Below are 16,683 nucleotides of genomic sequence, written 5' to 3' on the forward strand. Positions count from 1 at the left end.
TCACATCGATTTTCGGTAGCGCCGGCATTTCTCAATCGCTTGTTAAATCTAGCCGCATTATAGCAGAGACTTAGACAAGCGAATCACTGAAAGCGTGGTGATGGCCCGTATCATCGGCATGACCTCCACTAAGGGAGGCGTCGGGAAGACCACGACAGCATTGAACCTTGCGGCGGAGTTGGCCCGGCGGGGCTCTAAGGTCGTGGTGATCGATGCCGATCCGGCAGGCCATTCCTCTGCTCTGGCAGAGGAGGGACGGTTCCCCTTCACGGTCCAGGCGCTTCTCCTCGAAGAAGTGGACGCCAAGAGCGTTGCGGCATGGGCGAAGGCCGTTCGTGGCGCTGACGCTGATTACGTGATTGTGGACGCTCCTGGCGCTCTCGGCGGAGCCTTCGGGGCGACGGTCGCAACGATCGAGTTGGCCTTGGTGCCTGCCGGCGCGACGGTGTTGGATGTGCGCGGTGCCGCTGAAACGGTCGGTATCATTCGGCGGCATCGCAAGGCGGCAGGCCGGCAGCGCCCCGATATCATGTTGGTGCCAAGCCGGATCGATCGCCGTACAGGCGCGGGTAGGGATGCCATGGGGACGCTGGCGGGCCTCACGGAGCCCGTGGCGCCCGCGATCTCATATCGGGCTGTAGTGGCGGACAGCCTCGCTACAGGCGAGGCCGTGGGCGCGGATACGCCATCAGGACAGGAATTTGCGGCATTGGCCGATGCCGTGCTGACACGCCTAGGAGACAAGGAATGAGCAAGCGATCCACGGCTGCGGAAGGCATTGCGAGGCAAGCAGCGAAGTTTGCGCTGGACAACGACGCGGAGACCACATCAGAGCTGGAAACCAGGTCTGAAGAGGCGTCGCCGCCCTCTACGAAGAAGCTCGACGGACGCACATTGCAGGCGACGGGGCGTACTCATCAGTTTGCTACCCGGATCAAGGCTGAGACGCATCAGAAGATGTTAGAGATCGTTCAACGGGAGAAAGCAGAGGGTCAGCATCGGTTCACCCTTGCTGAGCTGATTGAGCTGGCAGTGGATGCCTATGAAAGCAACAGAAAGAACAGACATTAACTAATCCGCAAATTATCAGGGAAGCACAAATGGAACGCCTTTCATATTCGGATTTCAAAAAGCTTTTTTTGATTGAAATTGCCTTGACTTCAGAAGGGGACACGAGCAAATCATTTAATCCTGGAAAAATTGCATCAAATATTGAAGGAAAATTTCCTAACAGTTGGATAAAGGAAGCCGAACAGGATCTAAAACTTAGTCAGTACTGTGATGGAAGGACATGGTTGAATGGGTCAACCGTTAGCATTACAGGAAGAGGTCTTGAAGAAGTAGAAGATTATCTAGCCCAGTTTGGCTTTGGCGAATTAAATGAAGAAATCTCTAAACGTGATGCTGAAGCGCAGAAATCAAATGAAGAAACATCTGAGCATGAAGAAAACGCCTATATAATAAAAATTGATAGAACTGATGAAAAATTCAAGCAAATTGATGCTCAAGTCGCAAATATAATCAAAGAACTTAAAAATAATAATTCTGTCATGTCTGAATATGGCGCCATTGGAAGTCAGAGAATTGCCGAAATAGAGGCTGGAAGAGTATTAATGCAGGCAGAACAAGTAAATATAAATTTATTAGAAAGGGTTTTAGTTGACTCGCTTAAATGGTTTATGCAAAAAATTAAAGACGAAGGCGTTAAAACAATCATAAATCAAGCAATTCTGGCGCTACTATTACATTTTTCTTTAAAAACTTGAATGCTTGAGCAGAGCTTGTAGCCATTGAATTTATACTAAATCCTCGGGTAATATTATGTGTAGATCTGCGGCATTTTAGATAACAATAGCCTTTTTCTTTTTTATTTTAGGTCAAACCAAACGTTATATACTTCTGATTTACGCTCACATGTTATGAAAAACACAGGATTGCTCGGAGAACCCTTTGATCCTGACTTAGTTACGAGCCCATTAAAACTTCCACAGTCAGCATTTTCCTTAATCAAGTTATTTATCTTACTGACTATTTTAGCTTTAAATTTATTTGTGTCTGTATCCCAAATTATATCCTTCTCACCAAAGACTCTCTGGCCTGAGGAGTTACGCTTTATCTCTCCAAGATATTTCGTTGGCGCCCACCCAACTACTTCGCTAAGCCAATCGGGAGTTACTATTTGTACTTGACTCCATTCTTCAGTCTTACATAATTCTTTCACAGTAGTTGAAATATCTATCCCATGAAAGTGATCTTTCTTAAGTATATTTGTTGCTTTAGAATTTAATATCCGGCCAGCGTTCTGATCAGGCTTCGATCGCAATTCATATGTGTTGTTAACAGAGAGGACTTTATCCGAACCTTCAGCATAGCCGGAACACTTTGAAGTGATAGGAACAGATTTATTTTTTTCTATATTATCACTGTTCTCAAATTTATTGTCTGGTGATCTAGAAAATACAACTACGGAGCCTATAAAAAGCGCTATTATGCAAATAATAAGTATGTTAGTTGTCATACCACTATTATTTTTCTGTTCCATGAATAATATTCCTATTCGACTATCTATGATAATTACTCATTAAGTATATCGTGGGACTTCAGTTTAGTCCCTGCGCTTTGAAGCTGCTGCGCATCTTCTCAAAGCCGGCTAGAACCTCTGAGCAGGGTGGGGCGCCACGACCATCCTTTTGTAGATCGCCGCCCTGCGTGAAGGCATAGTTCCCTGCCTCATCGGCAGCCGCACTCTTACTGGTAAAGACAGCGACCATCGATGCGGTCGCGTTCATCGCCTTCAGAATCTCATTCTCAGGTGCTCCGCATACGAGAGCCTGCCCAATCATTGCACGCATCATGATCGCAGCTTGAGCTTGCTGGCTCGTTCCAACGGGGATGCGCGCAACGATGCGTGACGCGGTTTCGGCTCTATGATCTCGCGTCAACTCTGGGATGACGATTGCTAGAACAAAGAGCGCGACCAGAAGCCCGGCGAGCACCAAGACCGAGATTCGGATGAATCGCATCATTTTATATCCGCTTCCCTCTGTTGGGCGAACCTCAGCATCGGGCACGACACCTCACGGGTCTGCCATTCTCGTTCCCGGCTGCCCTTCGAATGGGTTGTAGAGGCCGCTGACGGTCTTTGTCTAAGCTCTGAGTATTCGTGCTGGTCGAGAATTTGACCCCACCCCTTGGGGCTGTAGCAGCACGGGTCAGCCGCATCCACGCGAGCCACTCCCGGCTCTCGATCTGCACGACGTTGGAGAGGTTACGCCATGCCGAGGCGCGACGCTCACGAATAGCGAGCAGACCCAGTTCGCGAGCGCGGCGTAGAGCAGCCTTCACAGTGGACCGGGACACGCCTGCGACAGCGGCAATGGCCTCGATGTGCAAGCGGCAGTCCCCCCGCTTCCCTACCTCCACCGTGACGACGGCGAGGACAGCGGTTTCGGCAAGGGTGAACTGAGCAGCGAGCTGAGGCGGGAGCCGGCCGGCAGCGGCCCAACGGCGCCGACGCTCCATGCTCGCATCCGATCGAGGCCGAGAGCCAACCCTTGCGCGGGGAGCATGACCTGGCGTGACCATGCTGGCCTTGGCCCGCGCATCGATCATAGCTGAGAGCGCCTCGGCTTCTGCCTCTGTGACGCTACCGGCAGCGAAGGCCGACCAGAGCAGCCGGTTGATCTCGGGCAACCCTTCGCGCGGCGCGGCCTCGACGGCCTGCCGTATCTGTTGTGCAAACACGTTTCGCCCCTCATGGGGCCGCTTCAGACAAAGCGATATCGTCGGGAAAACTCGCGTTTTCCCTTGACGGCTCATGGCCGCTTATGCGATTTTGAGGACTGCAACGTGCCTCAAAAACACATCGATTTCAGAGAGCCCTCCGATCCTTGCCGGGATTTGGGGGCTCTCTCTCGTTTTGGGCGTCAGCGGCTCGTTACGTTGATCTCCAGGCGCACCTGCGCCGAATTGTTAACCGTGGCGGGTTGAGCCGAGTCGGTCAACCTCAGACACGCTACCTTCGCGTCAAGCGAAAGTCTTATGGCAGCCTGAGGCAGTTTCTCAGCGAACGAGCGCATCAGGGATCGGCTCGCAGGTCGCCCACTCGACGCGGGACTCGAAGCCGTAATGCTGCACGATGCACAGGCCCAGGTCCGGATGCATTCCGACCGTCATGTCCTCGACGCCTTTGACGAAGCGAGCCTTCACGTCGAGCGCCGGCCACAAACTGGCGTGTTCATCCATCTCAAGAAACTGCACGTACATAACTGCTCTAACAGGAAAGATAGCAGCTAGATAGTAGCATCATATGCTGCTTGGTCTCCCTCTCATTCACAGGGTAGAAAAGCAAGCGATGTAAATCAAGTTTCTCGTTTAAGATCAGTCAGTTGTGACTGATCTTGTCTTCGCGAAGCCGGGTCCGAAGACGCTCATGCAGCTCTCGCGCTGCCGCTTTCAGACTTCCCGTGCCCGCGATGACACTCTGTCCGACCACCTTCCGAGCTGCCGCAAGGTTGCGCTCGCCGTACCGGCTCCATCCGTCACTGTCCCATACAAGGCCGAGATGGGCCTGCTTCTCCGCATGACCGGCCTTCCACTCTCCACCAGCCTTTCGGCACGCCCGCCCAATGGCTTCGAGGTGGTCGTCATTCGCCGCGATCATGCCGTGGAGATGCGGACGGCCGGTGCGTGTCACGTCCACCCCGAACACAAACGGCAGAGGATGCCCTACCGCGGCAACGATCTCTCGGTGCAGCCTCTTCTGCATCCAAGGCGCAAAGCCGCTGTGCGACGAAGCTAGGCCACGGGAGACCACATCCGGAGACAGGTTGAGGGTGAAGGCGCGTGCCGTCCCGTGATCTCCGAGCGCGACAGCCCGATTGCAGGCCGTCAGCTTCCCCGTGTCGCCGGTCCTCTTCCAGTCCGGAGGCAGGCGGGTGTCACGGGCGTCCTGCGCCTCTCTGCGCTTCGTCGCCTTGGACTTCGGGTGCGGGTTGTCGTTGCAGGCGCTTGGGTGGTCGTCGTTGTCAGGCAGGGGGAGAGAGGATGAGGGCGGGAGGGGGTTACTACTGAAGTCCCCTCGACGTGCAGCTACCTCCTGCCGGAAGTAAGGCGCTGTGCGATCACGGTTTCTCCGGTCGCGGGAGGCTGAAGTGCGGGGCCGGAAATTTTCCGTTTGGCCCACTTTCGACGGTGCGCGCCTCAGCACATGCGCGGGCAACTCAAGCTCGATTACATCGCTGTCGTCGTTGCCGGCAGCGGGATGTGAGAAGGCGTCACGCAAGCGCGTGCGACCCTCAATCACAGCATTCATATAGTCGTTGATGGTGGGATGATGACCTAATCGCCGAATATAAGCGATTTTCTCTTGCACCAACTCTTGCAGCTTCGGCCGCATGATCTTATACTAATCCTTAGTGATGACTTGTGGCATTGTCATTTCTCCGATCTCTACGAGGGCTACCCATTGTGACGGTGGGTAGCCCTCATCGTTTAGAGGCTCAATCGATCTGCCGCCTTGGTGATCTGACGGGCGAAGTCGCGAGCCATGCCGGCGGTCATGCTGAACTGCTCATCGATCTCCATCTCATCACAGACCAGCTTGCCGACGATGCCCCGCCCCTTCCGAGCGACAATCAGACGGTACGCATCGCCTTCGTTAAGCTTCACGACGTTGCCCCGCCCGTCCTTCATGCCGTTGGCCGCGTGCAAGAACAGCTCGGCGACCACACGGGCGTAAGTGGGATGAAGCGCAGGCAGGCCGGCATTGCCGATCACGAGGCAGACGTTCCCGTGCCCGGTATGGACCTCAAAGCCCGGCAGCGCGTCAGGCAGGCGCCCCGCCTTGATCTCTTCGTGGATCAGATGCTCGACGGCCTCGGTGACCGTGCATTCGCGCGTGGTCGCGATCGCGCGAAGCTGAAGGGCACGAGCCTCAGGTATCTTAATGAGGGTAGTAGGTGCAGACACAACGAACTCCTAAATGACCAATGGCGATTTCAAATAGTATACCATTAGCTCATTTTTGGAACAAGAGTAGAACAAATGAAATTCGTAAAGTCCGCAGCCTTGGCAATCGCCTTTCTATCATTTGTTAGTCAAGCAAATGCTTTAAGCCGCGAAGAGCATATAAAAATACGCCTCAAGCATTGCGAGAGATATCTCGACGTTGAAGCCGATCAATTAGCAAGTTATGGCATATCTATACCAAGGACTAACTACTGTTTTTGCGTAGCTAAAGGCTAAGTTGACAGACTATCAGTAAATCTTTTAGACATATTACAGTTTGAAACAGTTGACGAATACGCGGAATTTAGAAAACTGACTCCGGCTGAGGTAAAGCCAACACTTGAGAAAGCGTATTCACTTACGAGGGACACACGACGTGCAGCAAAGAAGTATTGTGTCGACCTTTTAGGAACATCTGAACCTAGCAGATAGCGGTGTCGGCCGCGCGCCTGAGGAGGCTCAAGAGGCGCGGCCGACGCTCGACCGTTACAGGCCACGATCCGAGTGGGCCTAACCGCTGGCGCTTGCCCGACAGCGATCTAAGACCATGTTAGCGAAAGCAGCACCCTCAGTCAGCCATCTCATCGAGAAGTGCCTGAAGGTCGTCGTCCACGGGCTGCGGCTTTACAGAAGCATCACGAAGCCTTGCAACAACGGCGGCAGCAGCGGCAGCGCGCTCCTTCGCGTGCAGGGCGTACTGTTCGTCTTCCCACTTATAAAAATCCTCTAAAGTAGGTGCAGTACCTTCAACAACGTCGATAGGAACGCGACGAAGACGTCGTACTGATGAACCGTACATATGCCTTACTCGATAAATGGCAAGCGTACGATTTTCGTCTTCAATCTTGATATAGTGAGACCATCCGCAGCATCCAGAACCGTAGAGGTGATCTGATAATAACACGTAGTGCTTCGTCTTCGAGAGGACAGGAGTTTCATCACCTCCTGACTCGGCCCAATTTAAAAGTGCCTTGCCCTCAATTAACTGCCGAGCACCGTCCCGGCGAGCTTGTCGGTTGTATGCCATTGCGATCCGCTCCTGACTGTTAGGCCAGGACGGCGATCGCCCTAGCTCAGGGGCTATAGCGATTTTGGGTCGGCGTTTACGTCGAATGCCGCCAAAAAATTTTCACCCATTTGGACGGATTAGTGAATAAATCTGACGTTTGGTCCCCAGCCGCTTCCATGTTTGCGCGCTGGCAATGAAAGGCGCACGGTAAACTATCGCTGGCTTCGATCCCTGGCAGCCAGTGCCCGAGAGATGTGTGGGCTCCCGCCTCTCCAGCGCGTGGAGTGTGCCTATGGCACGCTACTTCTTCGATATTCACGACGGTGGCCTGCATCAGTTCGATGACCACGGCAGCGAGTTCGCCACCTTAGACGAGGTGCGCCAGCAGGCGATGCGACTGCTTCCCGACATTGCACGAGACCACGCGCTGCATGATGGCGACCGGCTCGCCTACACCGTGGTCGTGTGCGACGAGGATCACCATCCGGTCTATTCGGCGACCCTGTCGCTTGTAGGGGGCTGGCTGATCCGCTGAAGCCTGCCGCTAGCAAGGCGCTCTAAGTGTCAGGTTTTACCCTTAGCCCTGTGGCGATGCCCCTAAGAGCGTCGGGACCGCTATGCCACTCACATCGCTCGGAGGCGAATTTCAACTCTCTCCGCTCGAAGAATGATGAGCGTTTTTACGGAAGCCTGAGCGGTCGCCAAGATTTCAGCGAGCCCGGCGGCATCAGCAGTCAGTCCCGCAATAATGGCCGCATGGCCAGCCGCCGCTAATTCGTGTTCGGCAATCATACGATCCAAGACGTAGAGCCGGTTCTCAACGGGAAATCTCATTACTGACTCCTCACTGCTGGCCTTGGATACGTTCCTCTTAATCAACCGTCAGATACGGCATCCATTTTTGACCAAGCTTAACCGTTAGCAGGTTCCTTCGTGGAGCGGTGTAAAATTTCGGGGCGGGTACCACCGGCTTATGTTGCCGGAATGCCACGAGGGGGTGGGGGTGTCGCCGATTAGTAACAGCAGCAATATTGTCGCTTATTAGCTGCAATCTGGCTCGTTTCTTGTCGTTCAATCCATGGCGGCTGTCACTCTTGCAACCTGAGTCGCACTCCACGCTCCACCCCTCGCTGTCTTAATCCCGCGCGCCGTCAGCGCCTTGGCGATCCCTTCGAGAGTGCTGATCCCAGCGTTGCGTATCTCCTCTATCGCAGGACGGACGTTCGCCTTCCGCGCCTCTGCCTGCTCTGAGTAGGCAGCGCGCGCTACGCCGTGGTGCTCGCCTCCCCCGATGCGTTTGCCGCGCTTCTTCGCCTCTGCCAGCGCAGCCTTTGTACGAGCCGAGATCATGCTAGCCTCGTGCTCTGCGACAGCGGCGAGGATGTGTAATGTGAGGCGATTAGCCTGCGGGAAGTCGCAGGCAACGAACTCCACGCCACCATCCATCATGCTCGCGATGAAGCTGACGTTGCGCGCGAGGCGATCGAGCTTGGCGATCACCAGCACGGCCTTGTGCTTCTTAGCGCAGGCCAGCGCAGCAGCGAGCTGAGGCCGATCGTTGCGCTTGCCGCTCTCGATCTCGGTGAACTCGCCGACGATCTCAGCACCCCGCACATGCGCCGCGACTGCCGCGCGCTGTGCGTCGAGGCCAAGGCCAGATGCACCTTGCTTCTGAGTGCTAACGCGGAAGTAGGAGACAAATCTCATGTCGCTGTGCCTGCCAGGGTGACAAACACAATCTGCATCGGACGTTGAAGAATGTAAATCGCTATCTTGCTGCTAGACGACAGCTATCAATCAGCTTTCGTATGTCCCGAGGACGGCAGCGGCGTGAGCATCGATCAGGCGAGCGTCACGCTTCGTCACATCACGGCTCTTCGACGCCATGCCGAGCTTGATGAGGGTGGCACCAAGGGCAGCAGCGTTTCGCCGGTAGTTCTCCTGATCGATCTCATCGCCCTTCATGACCACGGCCTCGTCCCGCTCGCAGAGATAGGCGAGGGTCGCGGCGCGGCGCAGCATCATGGCCTCGGACGGGCTGACATGATCGCCCATCTGCATCGCAAGATCAGCAAGAGACGATCGCCAGCGGCGTGCAGTGATGCTACGCTGATCTACACGCTCACCATCAATCACTAAGTCAGATGCACCGACAATCTCAGCGATATCCTTTTTCGTTACGCGATTTTTAGTTGTCATAATTTCATCCTAGTTTTTCATAAGTCATTGTATCATGAGGATAATTTTTGATGAATTTATCTTTGCCATGTTGAGCGACGTCTAAGGGTGCAACTAATCATTATAGGCTAGAAAATATGGGCAATCATGTGGGACATACACCAAAAGATAAAGATGCAGAGATAGAAAAGCTTCAAAAAGAAAACGCTACCCTTCTGATTAAGATCGATAATTTAAATCGGCATCTAACTGCTCTGCGGACCCGATTAAAAAGCGTCACGGGAAATGAGGGTGAAGATCTCTTGGCCGGCCTATTGATAGGCGACCTGACTGTAGGAAACAAATCTTTTGATTTTATAGGAAATGATGGATTGAAATATGAAATAAAGACATCAAAACTTGGGGTACCGATGATAGGCGCCAATACTAAGCGATGGACATGGTCTAAAATATTTGGGATGAGTCGTAAGAAAGAATTCGATTGGATTGTTCTTGTTGGAGAAAAAGACGAAAGATTTGCTGATCATTACACCGACAAGGAATCTGACGTTGTTTGTTTCATTATTTCATATGAAACAGCTATAGAGCTGATAGATAAAAACAATACAATTCAACTCACATCGAACCCAAACACAGCCTCTAAGTCAAAATCAAGCGTCTTGTTTACAAACGGACAAATGAGTAGGAAAGAGATATTAGATAAGTTTTCTTGAACGCAAATGATTTTCTATACTAATTTAGGCCCTGTCTTAGCTCAACTCTGCATCGGCAGTTAATCTCCAAGGGCGGATGCAGACGCGGGCCAAAAGAGGTGACGAATGGCTCATCAATCCCCACGCCGTTCGGGTTGAGGGCGGACACCTCGCGGTGGGCGTGGCGAACCTTTTCGTCTCCCACGTCATGCCAGTAGCGACGCCATTCGGAGCCAAGATCACGGTTCTCCACGGCCTGACGCCACGATGAGTGTTCGCCCGCGTTCGTGGCTGTGACGGCACCGGAGGTAGCAATCGAGCCCGCACGAACCTTCAGCAGGGTCCGACGCTGATGGGCCACGAGGGCGTCCACCTGGTTCTGATCGAGGGTGCCGCTTGCTGCTTCGATCACGCTCCGCTGTGAGGCGTTGAGGTAGCGCAGGACGTGGGCCGGAAGCTCTGCGACAACCAGCAGCTCGCGGCGGAAGCCGATACGGCTCAACGGCTGTGGCTGACGTGCCATGGTGTTCTCTAACGCAGCCCGGAACGCCGTCAGGTTCGCACCCTGTGTGGGACTGAGACCGATGATCTCGCGCACAAGGATCGCCTTGTCGCCGGCCTGTGCAGGTACGCCGCCGATCAGCACGGTGCCGGCGATGGCAGCGGACAGCATCGTGGTCCGGAACGCGGCCTGTGCCATGGCCTTTGCCGTGTCGCTCACGATGGAGCGCATGAAGCCAGCGACGGCAGAAGATCGAGCGGCGACGGCCGTAGACGCCATGGGATCGAAGGTTAGCCCTAGGCGATCGGCTGCGAGGATGCCCGACTGAGCGAAGGCACGCGCAAAAATGTCCTGCACCGGGCGCAGGCGATCGGCGACGTAGGCCCCTAGAACCTCCTCATCCCCGCGTTCGATCGCTCCGATGAGGGACGGCACGTCCATGTTGGTGCTGATGTCCTCGATCGCGTCGAGGAAGGCGGTTTCGATCTCAAGCTCGATCTCGTCCGCGAGCATGACGATAGGATCGCTCACAGCACCACCTCAAGCGAGTGAGCAGAGTCCGACAGGAAGGGTGCAAGGTGCTGCCGCACAGCGAAGGGCACCGGGTCGGGCGACGCTGCGCGATAGCTGATCTGAAGGTCGCCGACGCGCTTCTGTGAGACAGCAGGCGCGGGCTCGGTCGCGCTCGGCTTCGTCAGGAGATGGAGGGCGAATTCGCAGGTCGCTGCCTTCACCGCGTCTGGAACGGCATCAGGGGATGGGATGCGCCCTTCGCGATCACGGACCCGGATGCGAGGCCATGCAAGGCGCTGCTCTCGACTGGCGATCATGCCATTGAAGCCCAGGCGATCCAGGGAAGCGGTAGCAGCGAGGAGCGCGTTCACACGATGCTGCGAGCTAGCTGCTTCCCAGCCGCTAGAATTAAGGCACTCAGAGAAGTAGGCATCCGCCTCGTCTAGAGCGACGTAGGCGTTCGTGCCGATGATGAGGGGCATGGATCAGCCGAAAAATACGTGGGCGTGAGAGGGGCCGGCTTCGTCTGTCAGCAGCTCGGCAGTGAGGATCGGAGGCGTCGTTCCGTCCGGAAGCGTCAGGGCATCCTGAAGCCCAATCATGGGTGTGCCTGCGATCCAGACTTCACCGCGGGAAACGACGCCCTCGCCGTTCGCTCCACGTACCAGACGGGCGCGATAGAGGACGCGAGCGCGATAGGGCGTCGCTGGTCCAGAGATCGGCTCACCCTGTCGGTTGAAGCCTGCCGCCGGGGCATGATGCACGGTGGCGCTGAAGAGGTCGGCAAGGTCGTTGAGCATCGCGGAAGCCTTTGGGACGTGCCAGTGGCACGCCCCGGATCAGGAGAGGTTTAGGCTGCCTTCACGCCCTTCAGGCGAGCGACGGCGCGTGGGTGCTTGATGGCAAGGCCGCTGTACCATTCGGTACGGGTCCGATAGGCCGGCTTGGCTTCGATCTCGCCCAGGTCGCGGACGCTGATCGGGGCGGTCTGGATGCCCTGAAGAGCGTCGGGACCGAACCGGACGGCGTAGAGCGAGGTGGTGTTGACCGCCGTGCCGTGCGTCTCGGTGAAGGGCAGGATGTCGTTGCCGTCCGCGCCTTCCTCAATCGGGAGGAGGGGCACGCCGTTATGCGTGATCGCCGGCCGTCCGAAGTTCTCCACCATGATCGTCTCGGCCGTGTTGCCCCCGGCCGTGCGGAGCAGAGCGCGGTAGTCGCGAATGAGCCGCTTGTTGAGGAAGATCGCCGACGTGGCGCCCGACACAGCGTCAGTCAGCTCGTCCAGCATGGCGAAGCTCAGGGTGCTGCCGTTGGTGCCAGCCGAGATGACCTGATCGCCCGTCACCCGCACGTTGAGGCCGTCGAACGCCTTAGCGTTGTCGTTGGTGTCGCCGTGGAAGAAGGTCTTGAGCCATTCGAGCGTGAGGGCCTTGGCCTTCATGCTGTCGTGGACGGCGCGGGTGTCGTTGTTACCGGTCCCCATGGCGATCTGCGCCACGTCATAGTCGCTGTCGCCACCGATGATCGTCAGCTTCTCGGTGAGCGGGTTCACGATGCCGGTGGACTCGACGTAGCCCTCGTTAAAGCCACGGAAGGCGATGCCGGGAAGCGCGGCCTCACGGTTGTAGGTATAGGCGTTGCCAGCGATGTTCATGAACGGCAGCAAGGCCAGAACGGGGTTGTTCTCGGCGAAAATCTGAACGACGCCAGACGCCAAAGGCGTCGGGTTGAGCTTCGCCCATTCGGTGATCGTCAGCATGATGGTGTTCCTTACTTGCGGTAGCCGGCCGCCATGCGGGCGACGGGCGGGAGGGATGAGAAGTCGATGGTGATCGGGGTGACGGTCGGCTTGCCCTGGTCGGTGGTCGGGACCACAACAGGGGCAGGCGGCGTGGTCTTCAGCGCCTCGATCTCCGCGCGCATGGCGGTGACCGTGGCGATCAGCTCGGCCACAGGATTGGGAGTGACCGGCGGCACGGGAGCCGGGACTGGCTCGGGTGCGGTGATGGGCGCAGGGTCGGCAGGCGTGGTCATGATCGGTCCTAAAGAGGCTGGAGAAGTTCGGCGGTTTCGTCCTTCCGACGCCGCAGCTCGCGCATCGCGTCCTCGCGGGTCGGGAAGCCGTCAGGATTTTCGGAGCGCAGCACGTCGGCCGGCGACCACACGCCCATGTCGAGGCGGGCGCGGGCGTTGGTCAGGCGTTCGGTCTCACTGATCGGGTCCTGAAGCTCGGCGAAGTCCACGCTCAGCGTCGCGTCGGCCGGGATGGTGCCAGGGGCGTGCGTGTTCACGACGACCTTCAGCACCTCCCAAAGGCGAGCCTCATAGGTCCGCCATAGGGCGATATCGTCCAGGCGAGCTTCCTTGAGATCGATCTGCTCGACGTGCTTGGCCGCGCCGCTCTCAGAGCTGCGATCGAGATCGAACACGTCGGCCGACACATCGTTAGCGCCGGCCGTCTGCCGCATCAGGAATTCGATAGCCTGAAGGATGTCCTTGATCGGGGCATTCGGGGTGGCGAAGCCGAAGCTCCCGCCTTCCGGAAGGCTGATGACGCGCTCGGGGCCGATGCGCATGGCGTCTGGGGAGCTGACGCCCGACGCCCACGGCTGTCCGTGGGCCTGCATCTCGACAGCACGCCAGAGGTTCGACAGAGCGACGTTGATCGCCTCCTGCGCCTCGATCAGGTCGTCCCCGCCGGGGAGCCAAAAGGCGTCGTCGGGATAGCGATCGAACAGGGGTACGAATGGCACCACGCCATACGGGTTCACGCTGCCGGGGTTGCCCTCGACGTAAAGGGGCACGCCCCGGTAATCGCGATGGAAGTAGCTGGTGCGGGTCCAGTCGGAATAGGTGGTGTCAGCCTCGCGTGCGGCGCGATGGGTGACGATGATCCGCTCCGGGTTCTCCGGATCGGGTGCCATCACGTCGAGGATGTTCGGAGTGACGACGGCAAGGGTAGCGCGGGTGCCGTTCCAGCCGACGCGGAGGGCACACGTCTTAAGGAGCTTGGTAAGGCGCGAGGCGCGCTTCAGGATCACGTCGGCATTGATGGCCCGGTAGAGGGCGTCACCGGCTTCCTGATCGAGGCCGTGAAAAGTGCGGCGCGGCTGAAGCCGGTAGAGATTGGCGCGCTTGTTGACGATCTTTTTGACGACGTTGACCTGAAAGACGCGAAAGGTCTCAGGGCGTGACCACTTCTGAGCGATCAGCGCCAACGTGTCGTCGGACTGCTGATCGGCATAGAAGCGCATCCACTTGTCGGCCCGCTGCTTACGCGCGGACGACGCATGGATGAGGTTCATCACGGGATCGTTGCTGGAAAATCGGCCGAACACGTCTTGTCACTATCTAGCAGCTACCTGTCATAATTCTAACAGCTATATAGGAACAAACAAGCAACTTCTGGATCGCTTACCGCCTGCTCTGCTACAAATCTCTCTCACTGAGCGCAAACAAAAGGGCACCCCGTTACCGAGGTGCCCTTCCGTTTAAAACAGTCGAGAGAAGAGCATCACAATCGAAGCCACTTGATGCAAGCTGCATCCGAGTGCCAGACGGTAAGACTTTCCGCTCGGCTGACTGGCTTCGAGGTAGAAAAACACGCTCATGCGAGTTTCCTATCTCTATGTGCGAGGGTCCCTTACGGTAGTCGCCTTCGCACCCTAGGCCAGCGTTGAGGATTTTTTTTCCTGTAGTCCGGTCGGTGATCCTCAAACACGCTGCGACTAGTTCTTCGGCCACACTCAGAAGCACGGCCATACTGGATATCTAGGAACGCATATGGGACGTTCAAGAGACGGCGGAGCGCACGATGCAAAGTTTTTGCTATCATCGCGGCATTGTATGCGCGCCGACGTTCACGACCTTGCCGGCCACGAATTCTTCAAACCCTACAGGCGCTAGCGGACCTCGCCCAAGGTAGCCGCGATAGAGAGTGCGAGCTGCGAGCATGGACCGGCATGAGCCGGCGCAAGGCGGTACTAGCTCGCCGCCATTGAGAATGCAGAGAGCAGGCGCAGGACCGGCGCCATAACAGTGGATGCCCTGAAGCTCGTAGGGGTTCAGCTCTACGTCCCGCAGCGCGTAGACAGCCCACAGGAGGCTGTAGACGTGATCGTCGTGGTAGCCCTTCGCTGCCTCAAAGCGCGGCGTTCCGGAGGCTCCTAGCTGGTATTCGAGCATCCCCATCTCACCGAGCAAGGCGCCGAACTGCGGAGCGATATGCAGGCGTCCCTCAGCGGCAGCGTTGTAGAGAGCCGTGAAAGCGTTGGCCTGCCTGTCTGCTGTCGGGCTGATGACCTCGTGATTGAACGTCTGGTCGGAACACCAAGCTGCGATGTCCTGGCTGTTGTAGTGCTCGATCGCAGCGCGGCTCATGCCATGGTCGGTGCGGTAGCGCGTGAGAGCGCGTCGGATGCCTGCTGCCGAGCTGAAGGCGATCTTGTCGCTAGCTAGCACGTAGTAGTGCGCATCCTCGCCAATCAGCACCTTCAGAACGCACGTTGCGACCGTGGCGTCGCCATGAAGGCTGAAGCCATAAGCGCGATCGAGGCCGGCGCCGACGATGTGAGCTGCACCACCCGTGATGCTCACTACGTCAGGCCGGTAGCTGTCCCGGCATCTGTCGAGGATGGGAGGTGGGAAGAGGCTGGTCGTAGAGCTGCCCCATAGGTTGAGATGCTGTTGTGAGAACTCGGCCGGGAGCATCTGAGCAGCACGGCTTCGGAGCCCCTTCACGGAAATCCAGTGAGGCGCCCGAGCGCAGGCGTCTTCAAGGTCGCGGTAGGCGATGTGGCTGTAGTAGAGCGCCGGGTCTGCGCCCCGCTCGTGGAGCCCGTAAAGGCCATAGAGCGGCGAGCTGCGCGATCCCACGGTGCTATCGACCAGCACCAAGCCGTCGTCGGTGTCGATCGTGGCAGAGGCGAGCGCCTGATAGGCTGCGTCAGAGGTAGCAGCGTGCAGTTCTGATACCTGCGCGATCGAGAGCTTCTTGCCGAACAAGGCGGCAGGGTTCGATGGGAACCCTGCGATGACATTGCTGAGTGCGGGATACTCGATCCGGTCAGCGGCGATCGTGATCTTGCCGGCTTTCACAAGCTCGGCCGCATAGGGCGTCTCGCGCAACACGTCCCGGACGATCTTGAAGGCGGTATCGACAGTCTGCTTCTCGGAGTTAGCGACCATCGCTACGTTTTGCGTGTTCCGGGACATGAAACGCCACGCGATGATGAGTGCGGCGGCGAGCGTCTTGCCATGGCGGCGAGGCCAACAGAGCACGATGGTGCGATAATCGCCGTCGAGCGCCTTGGTCAGCTCGATCCGCTCCAGAGGACCGGGCACATAGGGCTCAAAGCCGCCCTTGGACGATGGGACCATGGGGCGAACGTCATCAAGCCATTGGAAGAAGCCCTTTGAACCGCTCCTCCAGAGCCTCACATCGATTTTCGGTAGCGCCGGCATTTCTCAATCGCTTGTTAAATCTAGCCGCATTATAGCAGAGACTTAGACAAGCGAATCACTGAAAGCGTGGTGATGGCCCGTATCATCGGCATGACCTCCACTAAGGGAGGCGTCGGGAAGACCACGACAGCATTGAACCTTGCGGCGGAGTTGGCCCGGCGGGGCTCTAAGGTCGTGGTGATCGATGCCGATCCGGCAGGCCATTCCTCTGCTCTGGCAGAGGAGGGACGGTTCCCCTTCACGGTCCAGGCGCTTCTCCTCGAAGAAGTGGACGCCAAGAGCGTTGCGGCATGGGCGAAGGCCGTTCGTGGCGCTGA

The 16,683-nt window shown here is 57.0% G+C and carries 21 protein-coding genes and 1 pseudogene; 6 read left to right on the forward strand and 16 right to left on the reverse strand.

All coding sequences use genetic code 11. The features are described 5' to 3' along the window. Nucleotides 1-73: 73 nt before the first annotated feature. From ACYQOP_RS27545 to ACYQOP_RS27555, 3 genes and pseudogenes are all read left to right on the forward strand, one after another. Nucleotides 74-751 (forward strand): annotated as a pseudogene (locus ACYQOP_RS27545) (ParA family protein); the annotation flags it as partial. Next, on the forward strand, nt 748-1,071 hold the full coding sequence (locus ACYQOP_RS27550; RefSeq protein WP_461225830.1) for a hypothetical protein: 324 nt from the start codon (nt 748-750) through the stop codon (nt 1,069-1,071). The pseudogene ACYQOP_RS27545 and the gene ACYQOP_RS27550, both read left to right, overlap by 4 nt. Nucleotides 1,072-1,100: 29 nt before the next feature. Further along, on the forward strand, nt 1,101-1,766 hold the full coding sequence (locus ACYQOP_RS27555) for a hypothetical protein (protein ID WP_461225832.1): 666 nt from the start codon (nt 1,101-1,103) through the stop codon (nt 1,764-1,766). 101 nt (nt 1,767-1,867) lie between these two features. On the opposite strand, the gene ACYQOP_RS27560 is transcribed toward ACYQOP_RS27555, so the two are convergent. The 6 genes from ACYQOP_RS27560 to ACYQOP_RS27585 form a co-directional block, all read right to left on the reverse strand. Beyond that, nucleotides 1,868-2,542, reverse strand: a complete 675-nt coding sequence (locus tag ACYQOP_RS27560) for a hypothetical protein (RefSeq protein WP_461225833.1) — start codon at nt 2,540-2,542, stop codon at nt 1,868-1,870. A gap of 58 nt (nt 2,543-2,600) precedes the next feature. After that, entirely contained in the window at nt 2,601-3,026 is a 426-nt protein-coding gene (locus ACYQOP_RS27565) for a hypothetical protein (RefSeq protein ID WP_461225835.1), read from the reverse strand. 1,036 nt (nt 3,027-4,062) lie between these two features. Next, nucleotides 4,063-4,260, reverse strand: a complete 198-nt coding sequence (locus tag ACYQOP_RS27570) for a hypothetical protein (protein ID WP_461225837.1) — start codon at nt 4,258-4,260, stop codon at nt 4,063-4,065. A gap of 124 nt (nt 4,261-4,384) precedes the next feature. Then, entirely contained in the window at nt 4,385-5,398 is a 1,014-nt protein-coding gene (locus tag ACYQOP_RS27575; protein WP_461225839.1) for a hypothetical protein, read from the reverse strand. A gap of 95 nt (nt 5,399-5,493) precedes the next feature. Further along, nucleotides 5,494-5,970, reverse strand: coding sequence for a hypothetical protein (locus tag ACYQOP_RS27580; RefSeq protein ID WP_461225841.1), 477 nt, complete (start codon nt 5,968-5,970; stop codon nt 5,494-5,496). Between the two features lie 607 nt (nt 5,971-6,577). After that, nucleotides 6,578-7,036, reverse strand: coding sequence for a hypothetical protein (locus ACYQOP_RS27585; protein WP_461225843.1), 459 nt, complete (start codon nt 7,034-7,036; stop codon nt 6,578-6,580). 274 nt (nt 7,037-7,310) lie between these two features. On the opposite strand from ACYQOP_RS27585, the gene ACYQOP_RS27590 reads away from it, so the two are divergent. Continuing rightward, nucleotides 7,311-7,553: a DUF6894 family protein gene (locus ACYQOP_RS27590; protein WP_461225845.1), complete on the forward strand. Its 243-nt coding sequence runs from the start codon at nt 7,311-7,313 to the stop codon at nt 7,551-7,553. A gap of 89 nt (nt 7,554-7,642) precedes the next feature. Here ACYQOP_RS27590 and ACYQOP_RS27595 read toward each other — a convergent pair whose 3' ends face one another. The 3 genes from ACYQOP_RS27595 to ACYQOP_RS27605 form a co-directional block, all read right to left on the reverse strand. After that, nucleotides 7,643-7,852: a hypothetical protein gene (locus tag ACYQOP_RS27595; protein ID WP_461225847.1), complete on the reverse strand. Its 210-nt coding sequence runs from the start codon at nt 7,850-7,852 to the stop codon at nt 7,643-7,645. Between the two features lie 237 nt (nt 7,853-8,089). Further along, on the reverse strand, nt 8,090-8,725 hold the full coding sequence (locus ACYQOP_RS27600) for a recombinase family protein (RefSeq protein ID WP_461225849.1): 636 nt from the start codon (nt 8,723-8,725) through the stop codon (nt 8,090-8,092). A gap of 90 nt (nt 8,726-8,815) precedes the next feature. Then, entirely contained in the window at nt 8,816-9,217 is a 402-nt protein-coding gene (locus ACYQOP_RS27605) for a hypothetical protein (protein WP_461225851.1), read from the reverse strand. Between the two features lie 116 nt (nt 9,218-9,333). Between ACYQOP_RS27605 and ACYQOP_RS27610 the strand changes: the two genes are divergently transcribed. Beyond that, nucleotides 9,334-9,909, forward strand: coding sequence for a hypothetical protein (locus ACYQOP_RS27610; RefSeq protein ID WP_461225852.1), 576 nt, complete (start codon nt 9,334-9,336; stop codon nt 9,907-9,909). Nucleotides 9,910-9,928: 19 nt separating this feature from the next. Here ACYQOP_RS27610 and ACYQOP_RS27615 read toward each other — a convergent pair whose 3' ends face one another. The 7 genes from ACYQOP_RS27615 to ACYQOP_RS27645 form a co-directional block, all read right to left on the reverse strand. Next, nucleotides 9,929-10,921, reverse strand: coding sequence for a phage minor head protein (locus tag ACYQOP_RS27615; protein ID WP_461225854.1), 993 nt, complete (start codon nt 10,919-10,921; stop codon nt 9,929-9,931). Next, nucleotides 10,918-11,385, reverse strand: coding sequence for a DnaT-like ssDNA-binding protein (locus tag ACYQOP_RS27620; RefSeq protein WP_461225856.1), 468 nt, complete (start codon nt 11,383-11,385; stop codon nt 10,918-10,920). Before ACYQOP_RS27620 ends, ACYQOP_RS27615 begins: the two co-directional genes overlap by 4 nt. A 3-nt stretch (nt 11,386-11,388) precedes the next feature. Continuing rightward, complete coding sequence (locus ACYQOP_RS27625; RefSeq protein ID WP_461225858.1) at nt 11,389-11,703, reverse strand: hypothetical protein; 315 nt, start codon at nt 11,701-11,703, stop codon at nt 11,389-11,391. A 50-nt stretch (nt 11,704-11,753) separates the two neighbouring features. Next, the gene (locus ACYQOP_RS27630) at nt 11,754-12,662 is read right to left on the reverse strand and encodes a major capsid protein (RefSeq protein WP_461225860.1); all 909 of its coding nucleotides are present in this window, start codon (nt 12,660-12,662) and stop codon (nt 11,754-11,756) included. An 11-nt stretch (nt 12,663-12,673) separates the two neighbouring features. Continuing rightward, a complete protein-coding gene (locus tag ACYQOP_RS27635) occupies nt 12,674-12,937 on the reverse strand; it encodes a hypothetical protein (protein WP_461225862.1) in 264 nt (87 codons plus the stop codon). An 8-nt stretch (nt 12,938-12,945) separates the two neighbouring features. Then, nucleotides 12,946-14,208: a hypothetical protein gene (locus ACYQOP_RS27640; RefSeq protein ID WP_461225864.1), complete on the reverse strand. Its 1,263-nt coding sequence runs from the start codon at nt 14,206-14,208 to the stop codon at nt 12,946-12,948. A gap of 526 nt (nt 14,209-14,734) precedes the next feature. Continuing rightward, nucleotides 14,735-16,282 carry a terminase large subunit domain-containing protein gene (locus tag ACYQOP_RS27645; RefSeq protein WP_461225866.1) on the reverse strand — a complete coding sequence of 516 codons (1,548 nt, stop codon included), beginning with the start codon at nt 16,280-16,282 and terminating at the stop codon, nt 14,735-14,737. Nucleotides 16,283-16,438: 156 nt separating this feature from the next. Here ACYQOP_RS27645 and ACYQOP_RS27650 point away from each other — a divergent pair. Then, the coding region (locus tag ACYQOP_RS27650; RefSeq protein WP_461225868.1) for a ParA family protein at nt 16,439-16,683 on the forward strand (245 nt) is incomplete at its 3' end.

The sequence above is a fragment of the Methylobacterium sp. CM6247 genome, from assembly GCF_054817925.1.

Bases quoted from the DNA above. Each gene is read 5' to 3' on its own strand.
- ACYQOP_RS27550 (WP_461225830.1), top strand. From the start codon at position 748: ATGAGCAAGCGATCCACGGCTGCGGAAGGCATTGCGAGGCAAGCAGCG.
- ACYQOP_RS27555 (WP_461225832.1), top strand. From the start codon at position 1,101: ATGGAACGCCTTTCATATTCGGATTTCAAAAAGCTTTTTTTGATTGAA.
- ACYQOP_RS27560 (WP_461225833.1), bottom strand. From the start codon at position 2,542: ATGGAACAGAAAAATAATAGTGGTATGACAACTAACATACTTATTATT.
- ACYQOP_RS27565 (WP_461225835.1), bottom strand. From the start codon at position 3,026: ATGATGCGATTCATCCGAATCTCGGTCTTGGTGCTCGCCGGGCTTCTG.
- ACYQOP_RS27575 (WP_461225839.1), bottom strand. From the start codon at position 5,398: ATGCGGCCGAAGCTGCAAGAGTTGGTGCAAGAGAAAATCGCTTATATT.
- ACYQOP_RS27585 (WP_461225843.1), bottom strand. From the start codon at position 7,036: ATGGCATACAACCGACAAGCTCGCCGGGACGGTGCTCGGCAGTTAATT.
- ACYQOP_RS27590 (WP_461225845.1), top strand. From the start codon at position 7,311: ATGGCACGCTACTTCTTCGATATTCACGACGGTGGCCTGCATCAGTTC.
- ACYQOP_RS27595 (WP_461225847.1), bottom strand. From the start codon at position 7,852: ATGAGATTTCCCGTTGAGAACCGGCTCTACGTCTTGGATCGTATGATT.
- ACYQOP_RS27600 (WP_461225849.1), bottom strand. From the start codon at position 8,725: ATGAGATTTGTCTCCTACTTCCGCGTTAGCACTCAGAAGCAAGGTGCA.
- ACYQOP_RS27605 (WP_461225851.1), bottom strand. From the start codon at position 9,217: ATGACAACTAAAAATCGCGTAACGAAAAAGGATATCGCTGAGATTGTC.
- ACYQOP_RS27610 (WP_461225852.1), top strand. From the start codon at position 9,334: ATGGGCAATCATGTGGGACATACACCAAAAGATAAAGATGCAGAGATA.
- ACYQOP_RS27620 (WP_461225856.1), bottom strand. From the start codon at position 11,385: ATGCCCCTCATCATCGGCACGAACGCCTACGTCGCTCTAGACGAGGCG.
- ACYQOP_RS27625 (WP_461225858.1), bottom strand. From the start codon at position 11,703: ATGCTCAACGACCTTGCCGACCTCTTCAGCGCCACCGTGCATCATGCC.
- ACYQOP_RS27630 (WP_461225860.1), bottom strand. From the start codon at position 12,662: ATGCTGACGATCACCGAATGGGCGAAGCTCAACCCGACGCCTTTGGCG.
- ACYQOP_RS27635 (WP_461225862.1), bottom strand. From the start codon at position 12,937: ATGACCACGCCTGCCGACCCTGCGCCCATCACCGCACCCGAGCCAGTC.
- ACYQOP_RS27640 (WP_461225864.1), bottom strand. From the start codon at position 14,208: ATGAACCTCATCCATGCGTCGTCCGCGCGTAAGCAGCGGGCCGACAAG.
- ACYQOP_RS27645 (WP_461225866.1), bottom strand. From the start codon at position 16,282: ATGGTCCCATCGTCCAAGGGCGGCTTTGAGCCCTATGTGCCCGGTCCT.